General features: G+C 62.1%; 16 protein-coding genes. 7 read left to right on the top strand and 9 right to left on the bottom strand.

Features of this window, described 5'->3' with window-relative positions; genetic code table 11:
• Positions 1-91 precede the first annotated feature (91 nt).
• The 4 genes from aspS (at position 92) to IPM54_39300 (ending at position 6,999) form a co-directional block, all read left to right on the top strand.
• Positions 92-1,894, top strand: coding sequence for an aspartate--tRNA ligase (gene aspS / locus IPM54_39285; GenBank protein MBK9265821.1), 1,803 nt, complete (start codon positions 92-94; stop codon positions 1,892-1,894).
• Between the two features lie 2 nt (positions 1,895-1,896).
• Positions 1,897-2,697: an undecaprenyl-diphosphate phosphatase gene (locus IPM54_39290; GenBank protein MBK9265822.1), complete on the top strand. Its 801-nt coding sequence runs from the start codon at positions 1,897-1,899 to the stop codon at positions 2,695-2,697.
• Between the two features lie 40 nt (positions 2,698-2,737).
• Positions 2,738-5,788, top strand: coding sequence for a hypothetical protein (locus IPM54_39295; protein ID MBK9265823.1), 3,051 nt, complete (start codon positions 2,738-2,740; stop codon positions 5,786-5,788).
• Between the two features lie 83 nt (positions 5,789-5,871).
• On the top strand, positions 5,872-6,999 hold the full coding sequence (locus IPM54_39300) for a deoxyhypusine synthase family protein (GenBank protein MBK9265824.1): 1,128 nt from the start codon (positions 5,872-5,874) through the stop codon (positions 6,997-6,999).
• Here IPM54_39300 and IPM54_39305 read toward each other — a convergent pair whose 3' ends face one another.
• Together IPM54_39305 and IPM54_39310 are read right to left on the bottom strand one after the other, a co-directional pair.
• A complete protein-coding gene (locus IPM54_39305) occupies positions 7,000-7,560 on the bottom strand; it encodes a TrmH family RNA methyltransferase (protein ID MBK9265825.1) in 561 nt (186 codons plus the stop codon).
• Positions 7,561-7,617: 57 nt separating this feature from the next.
• A complete protein-coding gene (locus IPM54_39310; GenBank protein MBK9265826.1) occupies positions 7,618-8,415 on the bottom strand; it encodes a PDZ domain-containing protein in 798 nt (265 codons plus the stop codon).
• A 306-nt stretch (positions 8,416-8,721) separates the two neighbouring features.
• Here IPM54_39310 and IPM54_39315 point away from each other — a divergent pair, with 306 nt between their 5' ends.
• Both IPM54_39315 and IPM54_39320 read left to right on the top strand, forming a co-directional pair.
• Positions 8,722-9,558, top strand: coding sequence for a class II glutamine amidotransferase (locus IPM54_39315; protein MBK9265827.1), 837 nt, complete (start codon positions 8,722-8,724; stop codon positions 9,556-9,558).
• Complete coding sequence (locus IPM54_39320; GenBank protein ID MBK9265828.1) at positions 9,533-10,261, top strand: hypothetical protein; 729 nt, start codon at positions 9,533-9,535, stop codon at positions 10,259-10,261. Before IPM54_39315 ends, IPM54_39320 begins: the two co-directional genes overlap by 26 nt.
• A gap of 211 nt (positions 10,262-10,472) precedes the next feature.
• Here IPM54_39320 and IPM54_39325 read toward each other — a convergent pair whose 3' ends face one another.
• The 5 genes from IPM54_39325 to IPM54_39345 all read right to left on the bottom strand — a co-directional run bounded on the left by IPM54_39325 (position 10,473) and on the right by IPM54_39345 (position 16,288).
• Positions 10,473-10,961 carry a hypothetical protein gene (locus tag IPM54_39325; protein MBK9265829.1) on the bottom strand — a complete coding sequence of 163 codons (489 nt, stop codon included), beginning with the start codon at positions 10,959-10,961 and terminating at the stop codon, positions 10,473-10,475.
• 94 nt (positions 10,962-11,055) lie between these two features.
• Positions 11,056-12,948, bottom strand: a complete 1,893-nt coding sequence (locus IPM54_39330) for a 3-oxoacyl-ACP synthase (GenBank protein ID MBK9265830.1) — start codon at positions 12,946-12,948, stop codon at positions 11,056-11,058.
• Positions 12,945-13,754 (bottom strand): hypothetical protein, encoded by an 810-nt coding sequence (locus IPM54_39335; GenBank protein MBK9265831.1) that lies wholly within the window; start codon positions 13,752-13,754, stop codon positions 12,945-12,947. Before IPM54_39335 ends, IPM54_39330 begins: the two co-directional genes overlap by 4 nt.
• On the bottom strand, positions 13,751-15,979 hold the full coding sequence (locus tag IPM54_39340) for a 3-oxoacyl-ACP synthase (protein ID MBK9265832.1): 2,229 nt from the start codon (positions 15,977-15,979) through the stop codon (positions 13,751-13,753). Before IPM54_39340 ends, IPM54_39335 begins: the two co-directional genes overlap by 4 nt.
• Before the next feature lie 42 nt (positions 15,980-16,021).
• Positions 16,022-16,288: a hypothetical protein gene (locus tag IPM54_39345; protein MBK9265833.1), complete on the bottom strand. Its 267-nt coding sequence runs from the start codon at positions 16,286-16,288 to the stop codon at positions 16,022-16,024.
• A gap of 164 nt (positions 16,289-16,452) precedes the next feature.
• On the opposite strand from IPM54_39345, the gene IPM54_39350 reads away from it, so the two are divergent.
• On the top strand, positions 16,453-16,875 hold the full coding sequence (locus tag IPM54_39350; GenBank protein MBK9265834.1) for a DUF962 domain-containing protein: 423 nt from the start codon (positions 16,453-16,455) through the stop codon (positions 16,873-16,875).
• A gap of 188 nt (positions 16,876-17,063) precedes the next feature.
• Here the strand turns inward: IPM54_39350 and IPM54_39355 are convergent, their stop codons facing one another.
• On the bottom strand, positions 17,064-17,915 hold the full coding sequence (locus tag IPM54_39355) for a hypothetical protein (protein MBK9265835.1): 852 nt from the start codon (positions 17,913-17,915) through the stop codon (positions 17,064-17,066).
• Positions 17,912-19,444 carry a serine/threonine protein kinase gene (locus tag IPM54_39360; GenBank protein ID MBK9265836.1) on the bottom strand — a complete coding sequence of 511 codons (1,533 nt, stop codon included), beginning with the start codon at positions 19,442-19,444 and terminating at the stop codon, positions 17,912-17,914. The genes IPM54_39355 and IPM54_39360 overlap by 4 nt, the downstream gene beginning before the upstream one ends.
• Positions 19,445-19,502 lie beyond the last annotated feature (58 nt).

Here is a 19,502-nt window from a genome sequence, read left to right on the forward strand (position 1 = left end):
ACTCGAGCCGTACCTGGAATCACAAAAAATCCTCCCTCATACCTGCTCGTACCCGTTGATACGACGCTCCGACCGACTATGCTGCGCGCCCATGCCGGACTTCTTGATGACCAACAAACGCACGCACTCTTGTAACGCACTTCGCACCAGCGACGTGGGCAAGGACGTCGTGCTCATGGGTTGGGTTGCCAACCGCCGGGACCACGGCGGCCGCGTGTTCATCGATCTGCGCGATCGCGAGGGCATCACGCAGATTGTGTTCGGGCCTGAAATCGCCAAGACGGCGCACGAGCTGGCTGGGGAGTTGCGTTCCGAATATTGCATCGGGATTCGTGGAAGCGTGGTGACGCGCGTCTCGTCGGGCGGGCAGCCCAACCCACGCCTTGCGACGGGTGAGGTCGAGGTGAACGCGACGGAGCTTCATATTTTCTCGCGTTCGGAGACGCCGCCATTTCTCATCGAAGACGAGATCGACACGAAGGAAGAAGTGCGGCTCAAGTATCGATATTTGGATTTACGCCGTCCAGCGCTGCAGAAAAACTTCCTCGTGCGATCGAAGCTTTATCGAGCCGCGCGGGATTATTTTCATGGCCAAGGTTTTACCGAGCTCGAAACACCTTTCATGGTGAAATACACGCCGGGTGGAGCTCGAAACTTCCTCGTTCCATCGCGCCTGAACGAGGGCTGCTTTTATGCGCTCGCGGAGTCGCCGCAAATCTTCAAGCAGCTCTTCATGGTGGCGGGCTTCGAGCGGTATTTCCAAATCGTACGTTGTTTCCGCGACGAGGATTTGCGGCTCGATCGGCAGCCTGAATTCACGCAAATCGACGTCGAAATGTCCTTCGTGACCGAGGAAGACATTTTCACGACGATGGAGGGGCTCATCCGACGCGTGTGGAAAGACGTGATGGACGTGGAGCTTCCGGTGCAATTCGAGCGGATGAGTTATCACGATGCGATGCTGAAGTATGGCATGGACAAACCGGATTTGCGGTTTGGCCTGGAGCTTGCCGACTTGACGGAGGTATTGCGGCCGAAGGATGGCGGTGGGGTGCCGATGTTCAAGGCGGCACTCGAGCAAAAAGGGATCATCAAGGCGTTGCGGATTCCGGCGAAAGAGGCGGCAGGTTTGTCGCGCACGGAGGCGGACAAGCTGGAAGAATTCGTCAAAGGCTTCGGGGCTCGAGGGCTTGCGCGTGCGCGCGTGGGTGAAGGCGGAGAATGGACGCAATCGCCGCTGTCCAAGACGATCACGGCGGAAGCTCGGGGTGCGATCAACGAGGCGCTTGGAGCGGGCACGGGAGATTTGTTGTTCTTCCAATTCGGGTCGTTCAAATTGGTCAATGCGGTGCTCGGAGGATTGCGACTGCATCTTGGAAACAAGTTGGGGCTCGTGGCCAAGAATCAATGGCGATTTTTGTGGGTCACGGACTTTCCGATGTTCGAGCAAAACGAGCACGGTCATTGGGTAGCATCGCATCATCCTTTCACGTCGCCGAAACCGGAGCATGTCGAGCTGCTCGGGAAAGACAACGGGCAAGTGCAGGCGCGGGCGTACGACTTGGTGTTGAATGGCAATGAAATTGCCGGCGGATCGATTCGTATTCACCAGCGCGAGGTGCAAGCCAAAGTGTTCGCGGCGCTCGGATTGTCGGACGAAGACTTCCGCGCCAAGTTCGGCTTTTTGCTGGATGCATTCAAATACGGGCCTCCGCCGCACGGCGGCATTGCGTTCGGCTTGGATCGGTTGTCGATGCTTTTGTGCAATGCGCCGAGCCTGCGTGACGTGATTGCGTTCCCGAAGACGCAAAAAGGAACGGACATGATGACGGACGCTCCGACGCCCGTGACCAACGAGCAACTCGACGAGCTTGGCGTGCAGCTCAAGAAGTAAATGTGGACGCATTTCTTCTGGGTCTCATCGAAGGATTGACCGAGTTTTTGCCGGTATCGTCGACGGGTCATTTGATCCTGCTCGGCAATTGGCTCGGTCATTCCGACGAAGCGTCGAAGACGCTCGATATCGTCATACAGCTCGGCGCGGTGCTCGCCGTCGTCGTGTATTACCGGCAAAGGCTTTGGGATCTCGTCAAGGGATGCTCGAAGCGGGACGCCGCGAGTTTGCAGCTTGGAGCGGCGGTGGCGATTGCGTTCATTCCGGCGGCGGTGGTGGGGCTATTGCTGCACGGAATCATCAAGAAGCATTTGTTTGGACCGAGGCCTGTGGGGTTGGCGCTCATCGTGGGCGGCATCGTGATGCTGGTCGTCGAGGCGATGCGCGCGAAGAAGGAAAAACCTCAGGTAGAAGATTTGGGGCAAGTGACGCTGGGCAAAGCGTTTGCCATTGGGGTTGCGCAGTGTTTTTCGTTGTGGCCGGGGGCGTCGCGATCGATGACGACGATCGTTGGAGGACAAATGGTCGGGCTCGGGACGGCAACGGCCGCTGAATTTTCCTTTTTGCTCGCCATTCCGACGCTTGGAGCAGCAACGGTTTTCGATTTGTACAAGAACGGTCGTGCGCTCCTGGACTCTCCGGCGGGACCGATGTCGCTGGCGATTGGCATCGTCGTTTCGTTCGTCGTCGCATTGGTCGTGATTGCAACATTTCTGCGTTACCTGAAGCGTTTTGGCCTTGCGCCGTTCGGCGTCTACCGGATTGTGCTGGGCGCCGTGGTGCTTGTGGTGAGCGTGGTTTAGTCTTGGGTTTCTCGTGCGGGATCGTTAAGCTGCGCGTCTTATGAAGAGGTATTTCCGCCGCACGAGCGCCGCGGCATTGGGTCTTCCCGTGGTGCTGGGCTCCCTGAGCTGCTCGGCCCCGCCGCCGCCTCCCAAAGTGGTGCCGAAAGCGCCGCTCGTGGTCGCCGCTCCTCCGCCCCCGCCGCCGCTTCCTCCGGCGCGATGGATGCAAGTTGCAGGAGCAACGGCGATGGGCCCGCAAGTCGATGGGGGGACGCTGATGCTCGTGGGCGGACGCCGCGTGCTGCTCGCCGCGGATGGCTCGACGAAAGCCGAGACGGCTGCGTCGCCGGAGCCTTTGCAAGAAGTGATCGTGGTGCCCACTGCCAGCGGAAAACGCATCATTGCTCGCGGATCGAATGGCATCTATCGATTGGATGATCCGCTCGGAGCCCCCAAACCGCTCGCACAATCCGAATCCGACCTGCGAGCGATTGGAGCTTACCCGGGGCTCGTCGTGGTGTGGACGCACGGTTCGGAGACGCCGCGGCTCATCGATGTGGAGACGGGGAAGTTCAAGGTCGTATCGACGCTGCCCGCGCTGCCGATGCGTGCTGTCGCGTTTCGCGACGACAAGGAAGGCGCCGCCATTTTCGAAGGCGTGGGTTTGGCGGTGACGAGCGACGGTGGTGCGACGTGGAAACGGGCGACGGAGGAAGTTGCCGGCGACGCGCTTCGCATCCGAGGTGTCGTCGTGCGCGGCGGTGCTTTACGTGGATACGTATACGAAGAAGGCCTGGAGTCGCCGATCGACGCCGCACAGGCTCGCGTTGATCGAGCTGTCGCGCCACCAGCGGAGTCGAACGCTCCGGCGCTCGTACGTTGGGTGCGCACGACACGAATGGATCCCATCGCTGCGGCAGCTTCAAGCGGCGTGGAAGTTGGAGACGGCGCGGCGCTCGTGGCGAATAGTGGCCTGCTTGCACGAATCGATACGAAAACAGGCTCGATCACGGCGCTCGAAGAGTTTGCCCGCGATGTGACGAACGGCAATTGTACGCTTCAACGTGCGGGCAAAGACGCTTGGCTCGGGTGCACGGTCAACGAGCAACCCAACGTCGACATCTACGATCCTTTTGCGATCATGCGCGTGCAGCTCGATGGAAGCAGCTTCAAGCTCGACGGTCCTGCGGTCGTGTTGAGCGGCGAAACGGAGCTTCGCACGTCTCCGAGCGGCGGCGTGATGGTCATGGGGCAATGCACGACGCACGATGGTGAGGGCGAGGTTTGCGTGCGTCAGTCCGACGGTCGCTGGGTATCGATGAGCGCGGAGGTCGAGCTGTACACGCGGGGCGTTGGGCCGCTCAGTGACGGGCGCGTGGCGTTTTTGCGCAACATGTGGGACGGCGACGTTCCGGAAACGGAGCGCTCCGAGCGGGAGGACGAAGAGTCGTACGACGAGCACGACCGCGACTACGAAGGCGATCACGAGGAGCGTGAGGTTCCAGAGGGCAAACGGCTTTACGTGGCGGCGGTTGGGGACGGGCGCAAAGAAGAGCGTATCGCGACGATCGCATGGCGTCCTCGCGGCGAATTGCGTGCGCAAAGCGCGATCCAGGAGGATGGCGATCACAACTTGCACTTCATCGTCTCGGACGACGAAGGCGTTTATGCGATCGTGCAGCCGATGGACAAGGAGGCTCGACGGCCGCAAAAGCTCGAAGGGATGACCGAAGCGCGGCTCCGAGGGTCGCGAGGCATCGCCGTTGGAATGGATGGCATTCGAGCGACGACGGATGGAGGGCGCACGTGGGCGGGCGTTCCGCTGCCGGCACGAGCGCGAGATGCGGTCATGCAGATCGACTCGCTCGTGACGGATCCAGCGACGTTTGGCGTGTCCGAAGTGGGTCTGCTGCTCGATCGCAACGTGCGCATGGGTTGGGGCGCGACGGACAACATCGAAGACCCGATCGAACCGGTTTTCGATGCGACGTTGCCGTCGATTTCGCGCGTGAGCGTGCCGGAGCGGCTGCTCACGTGCTCGGTCGAGGGAAATGTGCAGGGCACGCCGGTGCTCCAGGGATCGGCCCAGGTTTCGTACTTGCTTGCCAAAAAGACGCCAGCGCCCAAGGGCACGCGGCGCGTGACGGGCACATCGAGCTCGTCGCGTGACGGGATCATGGGCGTCGTCGCGTTGTTCGAGGAAGAGGGGTCGGACAAGCCCGGTAGTTTGCCGACGAAGTGGTCTTTCACGTGGCATGATCCTGCCGAGCTCGGCGGCAAACCGCGTTCGTGGAGCGGCGCTCCTCCGAAGGGCACGCCGTGGGGCGCGCAGATTCGCGGCGTCCTTGGTTCAGGAGCGCGCGCCGTCATCACGATGCGCATCGGAAGCAAGAACCTACTCGTCCGAACCAAACCTCAGGGAGGCATCGAGACGGCCGAGGTCGCCTATAACCTTTTGCCCTCCAACGATATCGTCTTTGGTTCCGACAAGGGCGAGCCGATCGCGTGGATGCGCGACACGGCGCTCATCGTATGGCTTTCGGGCGAAGCGCCACGCATCATCGGCCACGTGAGTTATCGCAGCAACCGCTTGCTCAGCGAGCCCACGAAGGATGGCGTCACCGTTCTTTTGAGTGGCACGGATTGGAGTGCGCTGCGCGTATTTCCCATCCCGCCGATGGACAAGAAAGGCCCCGAGCCTTCCCCGCTCGCTCCCACGCTCGACGGGTGGACTGCCGCGCCAAACTTGACGAGTCACATCGGACGGTTTGGCCTGTGCACCTCCAAGCCCAAAGGAGCCACGCGGTTCTCCGTTCCACGCTCGTATGCTCGGGCGGCGATCGATGCGTCCAGCGGATCGCTTGGCTACGTTCGATACGACGTGTACCTCACGGGCGCCGATGCATGCGTGGCTGGAGCGACGGCGACGTTCAGTCCGGATAGGACTTCGGCGCGCGCGGCACCTCTCGCGGCAAAGGTGCCGAAAAAGGGGCCCATCAACTTTGTTCGGGCCGACTTCCTTGGCAAACGGGCCGAAGGTGGCGCTCGCGGACTTCCGGCCAAAGACGCCATGCACAAGCTCACGTGCACTCTGGAAGAACGCAAGTAAATCGTCTGGAGCATCCATTGCATGCGCCCCACCGGCTGGCGCATCGGATATGAGAAACGACGAGCAAGAGGAACAGGTGTGTCATGTCGGAGCGGCATTCTCATGGTGAGCCCCATGCGGTTCGGGAACTCAGTGACGGCGTCGAGGACAAACTCGTGCCGCTCGCAGCTCTCGATCCGCTGAAGATCGGGAGCTTCGACGATCTCGTCACGGCCATGAGCCGCACGGCGTTCGGCGGCAGGTCACTCGGCGAAGCATGCGACGTGCTCACGGAGATGGCCGAGGATCCGGATTGTCTCATCGTCGCTACGTTTTCGGGCGCGATGACCGTCGCGAAGATGGGCCTCGTCATCGTGCGCATGATCGAGGCGGGTCTCATCCATGCAGTGATTTCCACGGGTGCCCTGATGGCTCACGGCCTCAGCGAAGCCGTGGGGCTCACGCACTACAAGGCGAACCCGGACGTACCCGACGAAGTCTTGTTCGAGAAGGGTTACAACCGGGTCTACGACACGCTCGAGATGGAGAAGAACCTGAACGCGATCGACGAGTTCGTCCGCGGGCAACTGGACAAACTCGATCCGAACGTGCCTTGGTCGAGCGAGATGATTTGCCGGCAGCTTGGCAAAGCGCTCGCGGAGATGGGGGATTCGCCGGGCATTTTGCGCAGCGCGTACTTGCACAACGTGCCGGTGTACGTGCCTGCGTTCACCGACAGCGAGATGGGGCTCGATGTCGCCGTGTGGAAGCTACGGCAAATCCACGCGCAACATGGCAATTCGCCGGACTTCGATCCGTTCCGGCACGCGGCGCCGCCTGCGTTCAATCCGTTTCAGGATTTGCTCAGCTACGCGAAGCTCATCGGCACGAAAAAGCGGCTCGGTATCTTCACGATTGGCGGCGGCGTTCCGCGCAACTGGGCGCAACAAGTGGGACCATTCTACGACATCGTGGGGCACCGACTCGGGGTCGAGGTGCAGCATCCGCGGTTCCACTACGGCGTGCGTATCTGCCCGGAGCCTGTGCATTGGGGAGGCCTGAGCGGTTGCACGTATTCGGAAGGCGTGAGCTGGGGCAAGTTCGTCCCGCCGAGGGAAGGCGGACGGTTTGCCGAGGTGTATGCCGACGCGACGATCGCATGGCCGCTCATCGTGCGTGCGGTGCTCGAGCGTTTGGAGAAGCGCAGGGGCAAGCCGGCTGCGGCGCGGTGATCAAGGTTTGTCTGGGCCAAGCACCGGTCCTACGACCAATCCAGCGGAGCGCATGCCTCCTCGAGGGTCGCGGCGCCGAGCCCACTCGCACATGACCATCCCAGCCGAAATCGCCACCGGATAGGAATGATTGATCCCATACATCGGGATCGCGATGATGTCGGCGCACGCGTCGAGAAGCACCTGCGGTAGCCCATCGTTTTCGCTGCCGAAGAGAAACACGAGGTCGTCCGGCATCGGTGCTTCCCAAAGCGTTCGTTTCGCTGGTTCTCGCTCGACGCCGATGAGATGCCGTCCGCGCACGGTTTCGAGAAACGAGGTTTCGTCGGGACACTCGACGATGGTCTCGTACTTGGCCATGCCCATCGCCGCTCGCTCGTACCAAGGCTCGGTTCCGATGAGGAACACTTCACGCACGAGAAACGAGTGCGCGGTACGAATGATGGCGCCGATGTTGAATGGGTTTTTGGCGCGACAAACGGCCACGGAGAACGGATGGCGCAGCGGCGCGAGCTCTTCCCGAATCTCTTCGGTTGTCAGGCCAAACGGAGTTACTTTCACGCGTATTTGTACTCTTGGAGGTTGATTGGTAGGCGCAGCAGCCTGCCAATCAATCTCTCAGTCGACTTGGCCATATTGCTCGAACGACGGGTAGATCGGCCCCTCTTTCAGGGTAATGGATACGGTGCGGCCGTCTTCGTGGCGAATCACGATGGGGAGCCCATCCTTGTTGATCGAATTGAACATGGTTCGCAGGGCATTGGTCGACAGCGTCGACACTTGCCGTCCATTGAGCGACACGACTTCGTCTCCCGGTAGGATGCCCGCACGTTCCGCCGGACTGCCGCTCAAGAGACGCGTCACGAAACACGTGTCCGAGCGCAGCTCGTACCACATGCCGACGCCGAACATGGCATGCGCTGGTTCGAATGCCAGCGTGACTTCGGCACCTCCACCAACGTCGATACGAATCTGATCGCCAATCACGAAGTCGCTCGTCGGGCGGAAGTCTTTGACGCCGATGGGTTTGTCCCCGATGAGGTCGCCATCCCAAAGCTCGACGCGGAACTTGTCGGCCGGTGAAACTTTGAAGTTGCCGCGTACGGAATCGTTCCACGTGGGCGTGAGCGTCGCCGACTGGGGTTTGGTGCGGATGATCTCCACGTCGTTGATGATGAGTTTCGCGTAGGGATTGGGGAGTCGGCCGAGGGATTGTTGCCACGTGCGACCATCTCGCATCTGCGGTGGGATGGTTGCGCCGGTGAAACGGATCCACCGAAGCTCCTCGGGAGGCGGAGGATCGAGCGCCATTTCGCCTTTGACGGGGCGGATGGTCATACCAAGCTCGGGGTAGACGGCCGCGCACCCGACGACAGTGGTCACGAGTAGCGCACGTGCGAAGCGTAATAGGTTCATCTTCAGGCAACTCGACGGGCAAGCGTGCAACCGCGACCAAGACGCAGTGCAATCATTTCGCACCTTCCATCTACCAGATATCGTCGCCAGCGGGGGTATGTGGACAATCCGGAATCGATTTCCCGACATGCCTCGGGACGCATTGCCACAAGCGCAAACGAGCACATCGGCGCCTTGCCGCGCGGCGCTTATGCCGTCAGAACCTGAGTAGCGCAAGGCACGCTGCCGATTCCACCCAGCAAGCTCGAACAGCGGGGCTCTCCCCATCCCCCATCTTACCCGGCCACGCCGGGGGTGAGGTGCAACATGGCTCGTCTCGTCGGCTTCATCGGAAATCGTCCCGATCTCGGCACTCGAGTGCTCGAACTCGAAGCCAAACATCTCGCGGTACATCGAAAACCCGGGGTCATTCCTGGTTGGGGCGTAGGGTTTTACCAAGGAGGAGAATTTCTCCTCAAACGCCGCCCCATCGACGATCGACTCGAGCTCGATTTCCGCGAGATCACGCGAGGCGTTCGCGCCGATATCGTCGTTGCACACGTTCGCGTCGGAACCATCGGCGTGGCGCGAAATGAAAACACGCATCCATTCCGTTACCGGCAGTGGTTGTTCGCCCAAACCGGGACCATCAACGCCTTCGCCACACTGCGCGGGCGCCTGACCGATTCGCTCCCGCAATTTCTCCTGCGTGACGTGCGAGGCGAAACCGATGCCGAGCTGCTGTTCCACCTCTTTCTGTCGTTCCTACACGATGCAGGACAGCTCGACAGACCTCACGTGCCTGCAAGCACGGCGCGCGCGTCGATGCGTTCGAGTTTGGCGCTCGTCGACCGCCTTTGCGCCGAAGAAGGGCATGAGCCAACGGCGCTCAACCTGCTCGTCGCAAGCCCCGATTACGTGATGGCGGCGCACGGAAACAGTCGCATGGCAACGCGCGTTCTGCATGGCGCGCAGGACCTCGAGCGTATTCTCGGTGACGGAGGTCTTGGTCGCATGCGTTTGCCCGACTTTGCCTCGTGCCGTCTTTCCGTCATCGCGTCGGACTTCGAGAACGACGAAGTGCCGCCCGGATGGACGGCTGTCCCAGACCGTGCGATCGTGACGCTCACGCGAACGGATGATCCGCACATCGAGTCGATCTGAAGTCGCCCCAGACGCCCCTGTGAACGTTCGACAAGGCCTGCATCCATTGCTTTCGTCGGCCCTCTGGCCGCTCATCGCCGTAGCCGCGCTCTGTGGCTGCGGCGCTCAGCAGGACAAGGCATTCGTGACGGCGTCGGACTTGCCCGAAGAGCGGCGGCGTCCAGATGGCGTGGCCGTGGATCCGACGAGCACACCACCGCGCGCGACGGACGTTGCAGCGACGACCGACGGGCTCGTGACGCTACGAACGCCCGTGGGGCTCGAACAGGCATTCAACACGGTTCAGAGGTTCTTCCAAGCGATCGTCGCCGAAGATCCCGACCTTCTCGGCACAGTGCTCACGCGGGATGCGCTGAACACGAACCCCTCGCTCGCATCGGGCGGACCGATGAACTCCCCGTCGGCGTCGCTCTTCTGGGCGCATCGGTTTCGGCGGCTCGACTACTCGAAGCTCGCGGGCGAAGTCGTTTATCACGAAAACGATCTGGACGTTTATCGCGAAGGCGACGAGCTCACGCTTTCGCCGCATCCAGCAGTTCGGGCGGACGCACTGAGTGCCGGCGATGTCGTGATTCGTGTGCCGATTACGACGTCGCGCGTGGGAACGGAACGGCTTCTGGGAGACGAAATCCTCATTTGGCTCAGACGAACCGGCAGCGAATACAAGATTTACCGGCTGCTCGAGGATTTTCAGGTTCAATGATCTGAAGCCGGGTCAGCGCTTGCACGCTCGCTACGCGCGCGTGGGACGCGCGCTTCGCGAGGTTTAGTTTACGATGGGGGGGTCCGCGGCTCGCCTCCCGGTGCTTTTGCTGCGCAAAAGCACGGCGAGGCGCGGACACCCCCCATACCCCCCCGAGGGCCGAATCGAAGCCATTTTCTGGGGTCGCCGAGGAACAAACCGGGAGGTTTTTCTACATGCCCGTGAGAATGCGATAATCGTCCTGGTGGGGCGTCAGCTCGAGACGGTTGTCCTCGACTCTGCGTCGCCACTCTTCGCCTTTCAGCCCCGGGATGCGATAACTCGCACTGTACGTGTAATCGACGAAAATGCGGTCTTTGTCCTCTTCGTCTCGGAGAATGCGTCGATAACGTATTTCGTACCGAATGGCTTTCGCATCCTGAAACGACCCCGTCAGGTAATCCTTGAGACCCGCGTAATCAATATCATCGCGCGGATCCACATTTCCTCCGGTTGCGTAATAATCCTCGGAGGCAAGCTGCATCAACAAGCCGACGTCCTTTTCCTCCACGGCGTGTCGGTACTTTTCGCAAAAAGCGACGATTTTGCGGTTCTCTTCGGTGTCTTCCACGTCCGTGTTCGGAATGTACCGACCAGCGCAACCCGAAAGGACGGAGGCGACAACGGCAACTGCGGCGAGGACGAATCGATTCGAAGGCATCGCGATTCCAAAACGCCCGAAAGAACGGGCGCATTCCCGAGCAAACTTGCCAGACGATCCCCTCGGTTCGCAAGCGGTGCTCGTTCGATTGTCATTATGTCAATCCGAGCCCCTTCAAACGCTCTACGAGTGCCAAATGGCCAATCGCGCCGTCCTCGTGCGAAGGGGCCATGTCCGGGTCGATTCGGGCCAAAACACCGTCGCTGGACGCATCAATCAGCAGCGCAACCGCACCTTCCGCGAGCGCTCGATGCCCATGCCCCGACCATTCGAGCAGATCTCGTGAAGCAGGCCCCGCATCGTCCACTGCCACAATGACCATTCGGTCGGCATCACGGGCCGCAACGAGCTCCGCAGCACACGCGAGCGCTTCGGTTCCGCCGTCAAACCCAGCGCTAACCGCGAAACTCGGTCCCACGAGGCCAAACACGATGGCACATTCACCCGCCACCGCGTTCGGCGAAGTCGCTGGAAAAAGCCGAGGATCCACGAGCGTCGGGCCTCGCTGTCGCCGCCTGGAATCGAAACGATCATTCGTGTCGATCGTCGCGAGCCCATGCCCGGCAACGATGCCCGCTCCACGTAACGTTTCAGCTCCAACGATCGCACTGAGCGCAGCTACCGCGCGGAGCGCGAGCTTGCACAACGTGTCGAGTCGCGCGAGACGATCCCTTGGTACACCAATCAATTCAGACAAACTCGGCAAGTCTTCAGGCGTTACCCTTGCCACTGCGCGTAGGTAGACCGGACGAACGGGGCGCGAAACGCGCGAGCTTTTTTCGCGCGTGATCACAAGCGCCGCGTTCGCTCCGCCAAACGCCGCCGAAAGCTTGAGCCCCGCATCGATCTGCCGAGACTCGGTGCGGTCGAGAAGCACCACGGCAGCATCCGGATCGAGCTCCCCTTCCCCAGCCGCTGCTGGCGCAACGCTTCGCTGTAGCGCATCCGCTACGGCAAGCGATTCGAGCACGCCAGCCGCTCCCAGTGTGTGCCCGATCTGCGCCTTGAACGGGTGCACGACCGGCGCAGCCACGCCGTCGAACATCGTCGCAATCGCGCGCGATTCCATCGCGTCGTTGAACGGCGTGGCCGTCCCATGCGCGCTGACGAGACCTAGCTTCGACGCGGACAAACCACTCTCCGCAATCGCTCGCAACCCCGCCCGCGCCAAACCAGAACCCGTACGATCGGGCGCCGTGATGTGCACCGCATCGGTCGACGCGCCAAACCCGGCCAAGCGAAACATCACGCGTGCCCCGCGCGTGTCTTCGTCGCGCACGAGCGCCACGAGGCCCGCACCTTCGCCGAGCGACATGCCGTCTCGCCCAACGCGAAACGGCCTCGATTGGCTCGCCGTCGTCGCGCGAAGCGCCTCGAACCCCATCGCGACGAAAACACTCACGGCATCGTATCCACCGGCAATCACGAGGTCACATGCGCCGCGATCGAGCCACCTCGAACCAAGGCCCATCGCAAGCGTGGACGCCGCACACGCCGCGACGAGCTGCGTTCTGCGACAAACGGCATCCGCGGACAAACCGTGTGCCTCGAATGCATCGACGAACGGCGCAAAGTACGTCGCTCGATGCGCAACGGCCGCGAGATCCCGTTCGCTGACCGCTTCACCTCGCGCGCGAGCTTCACGCAATCGGAAGAACTTTTCCGCCGATAACATCCCGCCGCTCGACGTTCCTACGGACAAACCGATGCGGCCCTTGCGCCAGCCCGGACGAACCTCGTCGAGCGATCGCACGAGCTGCCCGAGCGCCTCCGCAAGGAGCGTCGTTGCGCGATCCTCGAACGCCATGCCGCCCTCAGCGGCAGCAGCACGCGCGCAAAATGGCCGATGCAAGCCCGCACGAGCAAGCTCGTCGTCTCGCGTGATGACCACTCGTGCGCGCTCTCCGATCGCTCCCACGTCGTACGCGCACCTGCCCACCCCCATCGCGGAAATGGCTCCAACCGCGATGACGCACGCGTCGCTCACGACCCTACCCTCCCGCCAAGCAGAAGCATCGTTTCCGGTGCATCCGGATCCACGAAAGCTCGCGGATTCGGCGCGCGCTTGGTTTCTTCGGATTCGCACTTGACCGTGACGAGCAGGTTCGTCGAAGCCTGTTCGTACCGAACGACGCCACATCCGAAACGATCTGCATCGATCGATTCGTCGTCGATCTTGCGTCGCTCACCTGGTTTGTCGGAGCTCTCTTCCCACGTGGTTCGTCTCGCCGTGACGCGTCCCGAGCGAGCTACGCGCAAGTCCACGATCGAAGGGCCATCACGCAGGACGAACCGATCCCCTTCGGCATCCGGCACGTGCCAAAGCAGTGTGCCCGACGTGGGACGCAGGAGCCACCAACGCAAAAAGTCCACGGGCAAACCCCGTATGTCTGCCTTGGGCGTCTTGGAGTCGCCCCGGCGGAGAAGATCGATGGCAGGAATTGCAAAGCGAAACCGATCGGCCTGGAGCCACAGATCGAGCGACGTGGTGCCTCCCGGGCCAAGCAGGATCATGCGCAGCGATTCAGGAGGCGCGACGGCCAAAGCACCGCGAGATTCGAGCGTTCGACGCGTGATCGGCTCACGCAGCGAAAGCGAAATCTGCATCGTACGTGGACGCGACGCGGTCTGCTCGAGCGTCGACAGCCTTTGTCGCGCGTGGCGCCAGGACGCAACGGTTGGCCTTGGCCCTTCGTGTGGAGCTGCTCCAGACGATGCGGCGCATGACGTGGATCCCACGCCGAGCAGCACGCACGCGAGGCCGAAAGCACGCGACAAACCAGGGTTCGTCACGGCCTTTCGTGCTCGGTTCGAATGTCACCTCTGCACAGAAGCAGCGCGTAACCGCGCTGAGGCGCCGTGCCAACGACAAGGCATTCGTCGAAGGTGCCGCGCGTCAGTGCAGCAACGGCGGCGGCCATCGCCATGCCGCCGATGCCTTCATGCGTACTCGCGCGCCTAGCCACGCTCCGTCGCGCAGCACGCACCCATGGCGACGAGCCCAGCATATGGAGCCGCGCATCCACGTGTCCCGTGACCACTGCGGCTCGCGCTACGTCGAGCGGAGCAGGCATGCTGGCGAGCGCTTCGGACGCGTCGTCCCGCCACGAAGTCCAGAAGGACAAACGTGCCAAGATGCGCGCACCGCGCGCTCGCGCATGGTCCGCGGATTCGAGCAAGAGCGCGCTCGCTCCTTCACTGCGCCCACATGGATCGAGCTCCGAACAAATCGGCGACAAACACCGCTCGACCAGCGCACTCACTTCCTCGACGCTCCCCGCTGCGAGCACGTGGGCCTCGCCTACGGTGATGAGGTCGGCTGCCGTAGTGACGGCACATTCGGCCGTTGCACCCAGGTCAGCGACGGCAAACACAGGACCACGAAGCCCCAGGTAAATCGATACGTGTCCAACCGGCGACGACGGCACGAGATTGGGAAAGTCGATGGGGCTTGCATACTTCACGCCGCGCTCGTGAATCCGCGCCATGTAGGACGTGGATCCATCGACGCTGCCGAACGCGCCGCCCATGACCGCTCCAAGCTCGAGCGCTCGTTCGGGATCGCGCGGGTCGATCGCAGCATCACGCAGGAGACGCTGTACGACGACCGTCGAGAGCCGTCCGGCGCGATCCATGCGCCGTGCACGCGCAACGTCGAGGTAATCGGCATGCTGAAAGGCAATCGGACCTGGCTCGGGAGGCGCTCCGCGCTCGAAGTAAACGTCGCATTCTTCCGTACCGAGCACACCGAGTGGACCGATGGTTGCAGCAGCAACGATCACGACGTCGCGACGCTCTGGAGGTTTTGGCAGCGGGAATGCATCGACGGCCGTGAAGACGAGCGCGGTGTCTGTCCCTCCAAACCCGAACGAATTCGACATCGCGGCGCGAACGGGCATCTCTTGGGCCCGCGTGACGTGCTTCAAATCGCAGGCCGGATCGACTTCTTCGAGGCCTCCGGTTGGCGGGACGACTCCGCGTGCAACGCTGAGAACTGTAACCGCAGCTTCGATGGCCCCCGCGGCGCCAAGCGTGTGACCGATCTGCCCTTTGATGGACGAAACGGCGACGGACTTCGCTGCAGCACCAAAACAAGCTCGGATCGCCGCGGACTCCATGGAATCGTTGAGCGGCGTGGCCGTGCCGTGAGCGTTGATGTAATCGACGTCGGTCGGGGACAAACCAGCCGAGCGCAAAGCGCTGGTCATCACGCGCGCTGCGGTCGATCCCTCGCATTCAGGGTTGGTGATGTGATGCGCTTCGGCCCCTACGGCCCATCCGCGTAGTTCCGCAAGAGGTTTGGCACCGCGCGCTCGAGCACTATCTTCCGGTTCAAGAACGACAAACCCTGCGCCTTCCCCGAGATTGAGTCCCGCGCGGCGTTTGTCGAAGGGACGGCACGGGCCAGGATCGACGGCGGATAGCGCTCCAAAGCCGGCAAACGTGAGGCGACACAAGCCGTCGGCTCCACCGGCGATCACGCAGCGGCTCGCACCGGCCCGAATCCACGCTGCCCCGAGCATGATGGCATTGGCGCCGCCCGAGCACGCGCTGCACACGCTGCGCACGCGGCGAAACGGCCCCACGGCGATGCGCAGGTGATCAGCCGTCGACGAAAGCGGATGCGACAACATTTGCGACATCGGCTTGATTGCATCGGGTTCACGCGAGAGCCACGCAAGCAATTCTTCGGTTTCGTACATTCCCGCGGTCGTGCCACCGACGACGAGATCGATGGGGGTTTGTCCTGGATGAACACCAGCTTGTCCGAGCGCCTCGCGCACGGCGAAAACACTGAGCGCATCGGTGCGCGACCACGACCCCGCTCGTCCTTCCGGAGCCACGTCCGCGGCCGAAATGTTCGACACTTCAGCGGCGATGCGCGACCTGCTGCCCGTCGTGTCGAAGAGCGTGACTTCGCCAAACGCTCGATCACCGGCGATGAGCCGATTCATCGTCACGTCCGCCCCGCGTCCCAGCGGCGAGATCACGCCGATGCCCGTCACCCAAATACGCATGAACTCCTCAGCCGTGCTGGGCGGTTGCCGTGTTGCCGGCCTTCAGGTCGAAGGCTTCGTCGCCATGATGTGCGTCGCGATGGCATCGATCGACGCGAAAATGCTTCGCGCTTCGTCCCCTTCGGGAATACGCACCCCGAATGCTTCCTCGATGGACATCGCGAGCTGCAGCGCATCGAGCGAATCGAGGCCGAGTCCTGCGCCGAAAAGTGGCGCCGTATCGTCGATGTCCGCCGGGGTTTTCCCTTCGAGGTTGAGCTCGGTCACGACGAGTTCTTTGAGTTTTTGCCGCACTTCCGCAGGATTCATGAGTCTCCCGGCGTCCTGGTAGCATGAAATGCGGCGCCCTCAAAACCGATCCGCCCTCGTCGCACCCGTCAAAAACACGTCACTCGTGGTACTCGATAGGGCAGTCGACAGGCACCTACATCACGGTATTCTCTCGCATTCCACAACTCGGGGGCATCACCCACATGTCAGACAAGCCCATTCAAAACTTCGAGGAATTCTGGCCCTTCTACGTGCGAGAGCACTCGAAGAAAGCCACGCGCATATTCCACTTCATCGGCACGACGGCCGGTGGCGCTGCCGGCATCGCCGCGATCGCGCTGAAGCGTCCTGCGCTCATACCGCTCGGACTCGCGGTCGGTTACGGCGCTGCTTGGTTCTCGCACTTCTTCATCGAGAACAACCGCCCCGCGAGCTTCCGCTACCCCTTGTGGTCGTTTCAGGCCGATTGGGTCATGTGGGCCAAGATGTTGGCCGGCACGATGGACGCCGAAGTCGAACGCGCCATGAACGCCGAGCACGCTTCGAACGGCCAGAACGGCGCCGGCAAATACGACGATCACGCGACGTCCCACACGACATACGCCGGGACAAACGGGGTGAATTAGCCTCACCCCCTAGCCCCCTCTCCGCAAGCGGAGAGGGGGAACAGACCTCACCCCCTAGCCCCCTCTCCGCAAGCGAAGAGGAGGAACAACGCTTTTTCTCCCCCTCTCCTTTTGGGGAGAGGGGGTCGGGGGGTGAGGCATTCTCCCCCTCTCCTTTTGGGGAGAGGGGGTCGGGGGGTGAGGCCCCTTCAGAAACTCCCGCCGACCAGCATCCCGCCACCGCCGGGGACAAACCACGGCGCCGCAGCCGTCTTCGACTCGTCCTTTTTCTTCCCGCTCTTCAAGACCACGAGCACCACGCCCACCGCTGCCGTGGCCGTTCCGGCAAACAACAAGATGTCTCCCACCGTGGCGAGCGTGTTGGAAGACTCGATCGCGTTGCGTGACGAGTCACGACACAAGAGTTTGCCACCGACGCTCGTCGCGCACACGGCGCTCTGATCGGGCCTGCTCCTGTACGCAACGATGTCGAGTACGCCGCCGGTGATCGCGGCTCCCGCGCCCACGCCAGCAATGACGATGCCCGGGATGAACAGCTTCGCGTTTGCCGCCGCTTTCTCGTCGGCTGCACGCTTGGCAGCCGAGTCCTTGTCAGCCTTCTCCTGCGCGGCTTTCGCCTCCTGCACAGCCTTCTCCTTGGCGATGCGTTCATCGAGCTTTTTCAGACGCGCATCGAGGTCCGCACGCTCGTCCGCAGGGGCCGCCTCGCGCCAGCGCCCGAGGTATTCGCGGGCTTTCTCCACTTGGCCGAGCCGCTCGTACGCATTGGCAATGCTCTCGAGAATCAAGTCGGCCCCCGAAAGATCGTAGGACATTTCCCACGATTCAATGGCCTTCTCGTAGTCGCCTTTGCTGTAGAGCTCCTCGCCTTTTTCAAACAGCCGTTTGCCCTCGATGTACTTCGGATCCTTCTTGTTGAGCGGCTTTTTCTTGGTCGTCGCTGCCGGCTTGGCCTTCGCTTGGGCAAACGAAGGGACGGTCGTCGTGAGGAGCGACAAACCGACGAGCGACGCAACGAGCGACGCTGTGCGGCGGTTCATTCGAAAGGGCTCCGGATCTCCGGCCTGCGGCTCGGCTTGGTAGTTGTCGTTGGAGTCGATGTCGAACGTATGACAGGTGCCGCCTTGCGAACGGCAGGCGCCACGTTGGCAGTCGAAACCGCGGACGCCGATGGTTCTGCCGCGCTCGCCGCAAGTTCGGGCTCTGCCGATGCGGACGCGGCAGCCGCTGAAGGAGCATCCACCGGCGGAGCCGCTTGTACGGGCGTCGAGACGACGGCAGACGATGCCGCTTCGTTCTTCGGCGCTTCACGGCCGCGCATGCCGAACATCACGAACGCTCCACCGCCCCCGAACACGAGCGCAACAGCGACAAACGCAACGAGCGCGAGCGGTGACGAACGCGGCTTCGCAATAGGCGGAACCATTCCCGTGCTCGATGTCACCAGCGCTCGATGCGTCGCGCTCTCGTGCATGAGCGGCATCGGCGTCGCCGCGAGCGCATACGACGCGCCCGTCGTCGAACCGGGACTCACGGGATGCGAAAGAGCTGCAACTGCGGGATTGCTCCCCGTCGCATAAGGCGCGAGCGCAGAGGAAGGAATCGGGAAACCACCCGACATCTTCATGAGCAGCATCCGCAAGTTCTGCGCAATCTCCGCCATGCGTTGCGGTCGTTCGTCCGGACGCTTCGCCATGCAGCGCAAAATCAAGGCCTCGAGCAGTTTGTCGATCGCCATGAATTGGCTCGGCGGTTCGGGAGGATCCATCGCGTGACGCGTCATCACGCCGATGGCCGAATCCGCGACGAAAGGAAGCCGTCCCGTGAAGGCACGGTACATCATCACGCCGAGCGAATAGATGTCGACCCGATGATCAATGGCTTCACTGCGCGCTTGCTCGGGCGCCATGTAGTGGGGCGTTCCCAGCACCATGCCTTCTTCGGTCAGGTGGGACGAACCCGTATGAAGCACCTTCGCGATGCCGAAATCGAGCAGTTTGACGAAGAGCGGATCGCCGTTTTCGGTGACGAGAAAAACGTTATCGGGCTTGAGATCGCGATGAACGATGCCGCGAGCATGCACGACCTCGAGCGCGTCGGCGATCTGAATGAACACGTGCAGAAGCTGCGGCGCGTTCAATCGGTTTTCGCGCATCGCCCGCGACAGGTCGATGCCTTCGAGCAGCTCCATCACGACGAAAAACGGGCCATCGGGAAGCTGCCCGAAGTCGGTCGTTTCGATGATGTGCCGGCTCTTCAGCGCGTTGGCCGTTTGCGCTTCGCGAATGAACCGCTGCAAAACGGATTCGCTGTGGCCTCCACGCGGCGGACGCAGCACTTTCATCGCCAGCGCTTTGCCAACGACGACATGGCGGCAGGCATAGACGGTACCCATACCGCCGTGCCCGAGCACGCGTTCGATGCGGTAACGTCCTTCGACGAGCTGACCCACGAGCTGCTCGGCGCGCAAAGCAGCCGTCTTGTCGAGTGAGACGAGCTTGATCCCGTCGTCCTGACAATGCGTCCGTTCGTCCGGGTACTCGCGCGAGCACGCGGGGCAGATCCTCACGTGTGCATCATGCCACTTGATCGCCAATGAACGAAAGGGGAAAGCGGAGAGGGCGGGG

It is taken from the genome of Polyangiaceae bacterium (assembly GCA_016715885.1).
Lineage (GTDB): Bacteria > Myxococcota_A > Polyangia > Polyangiales > Polyangiaceae > Polyangium.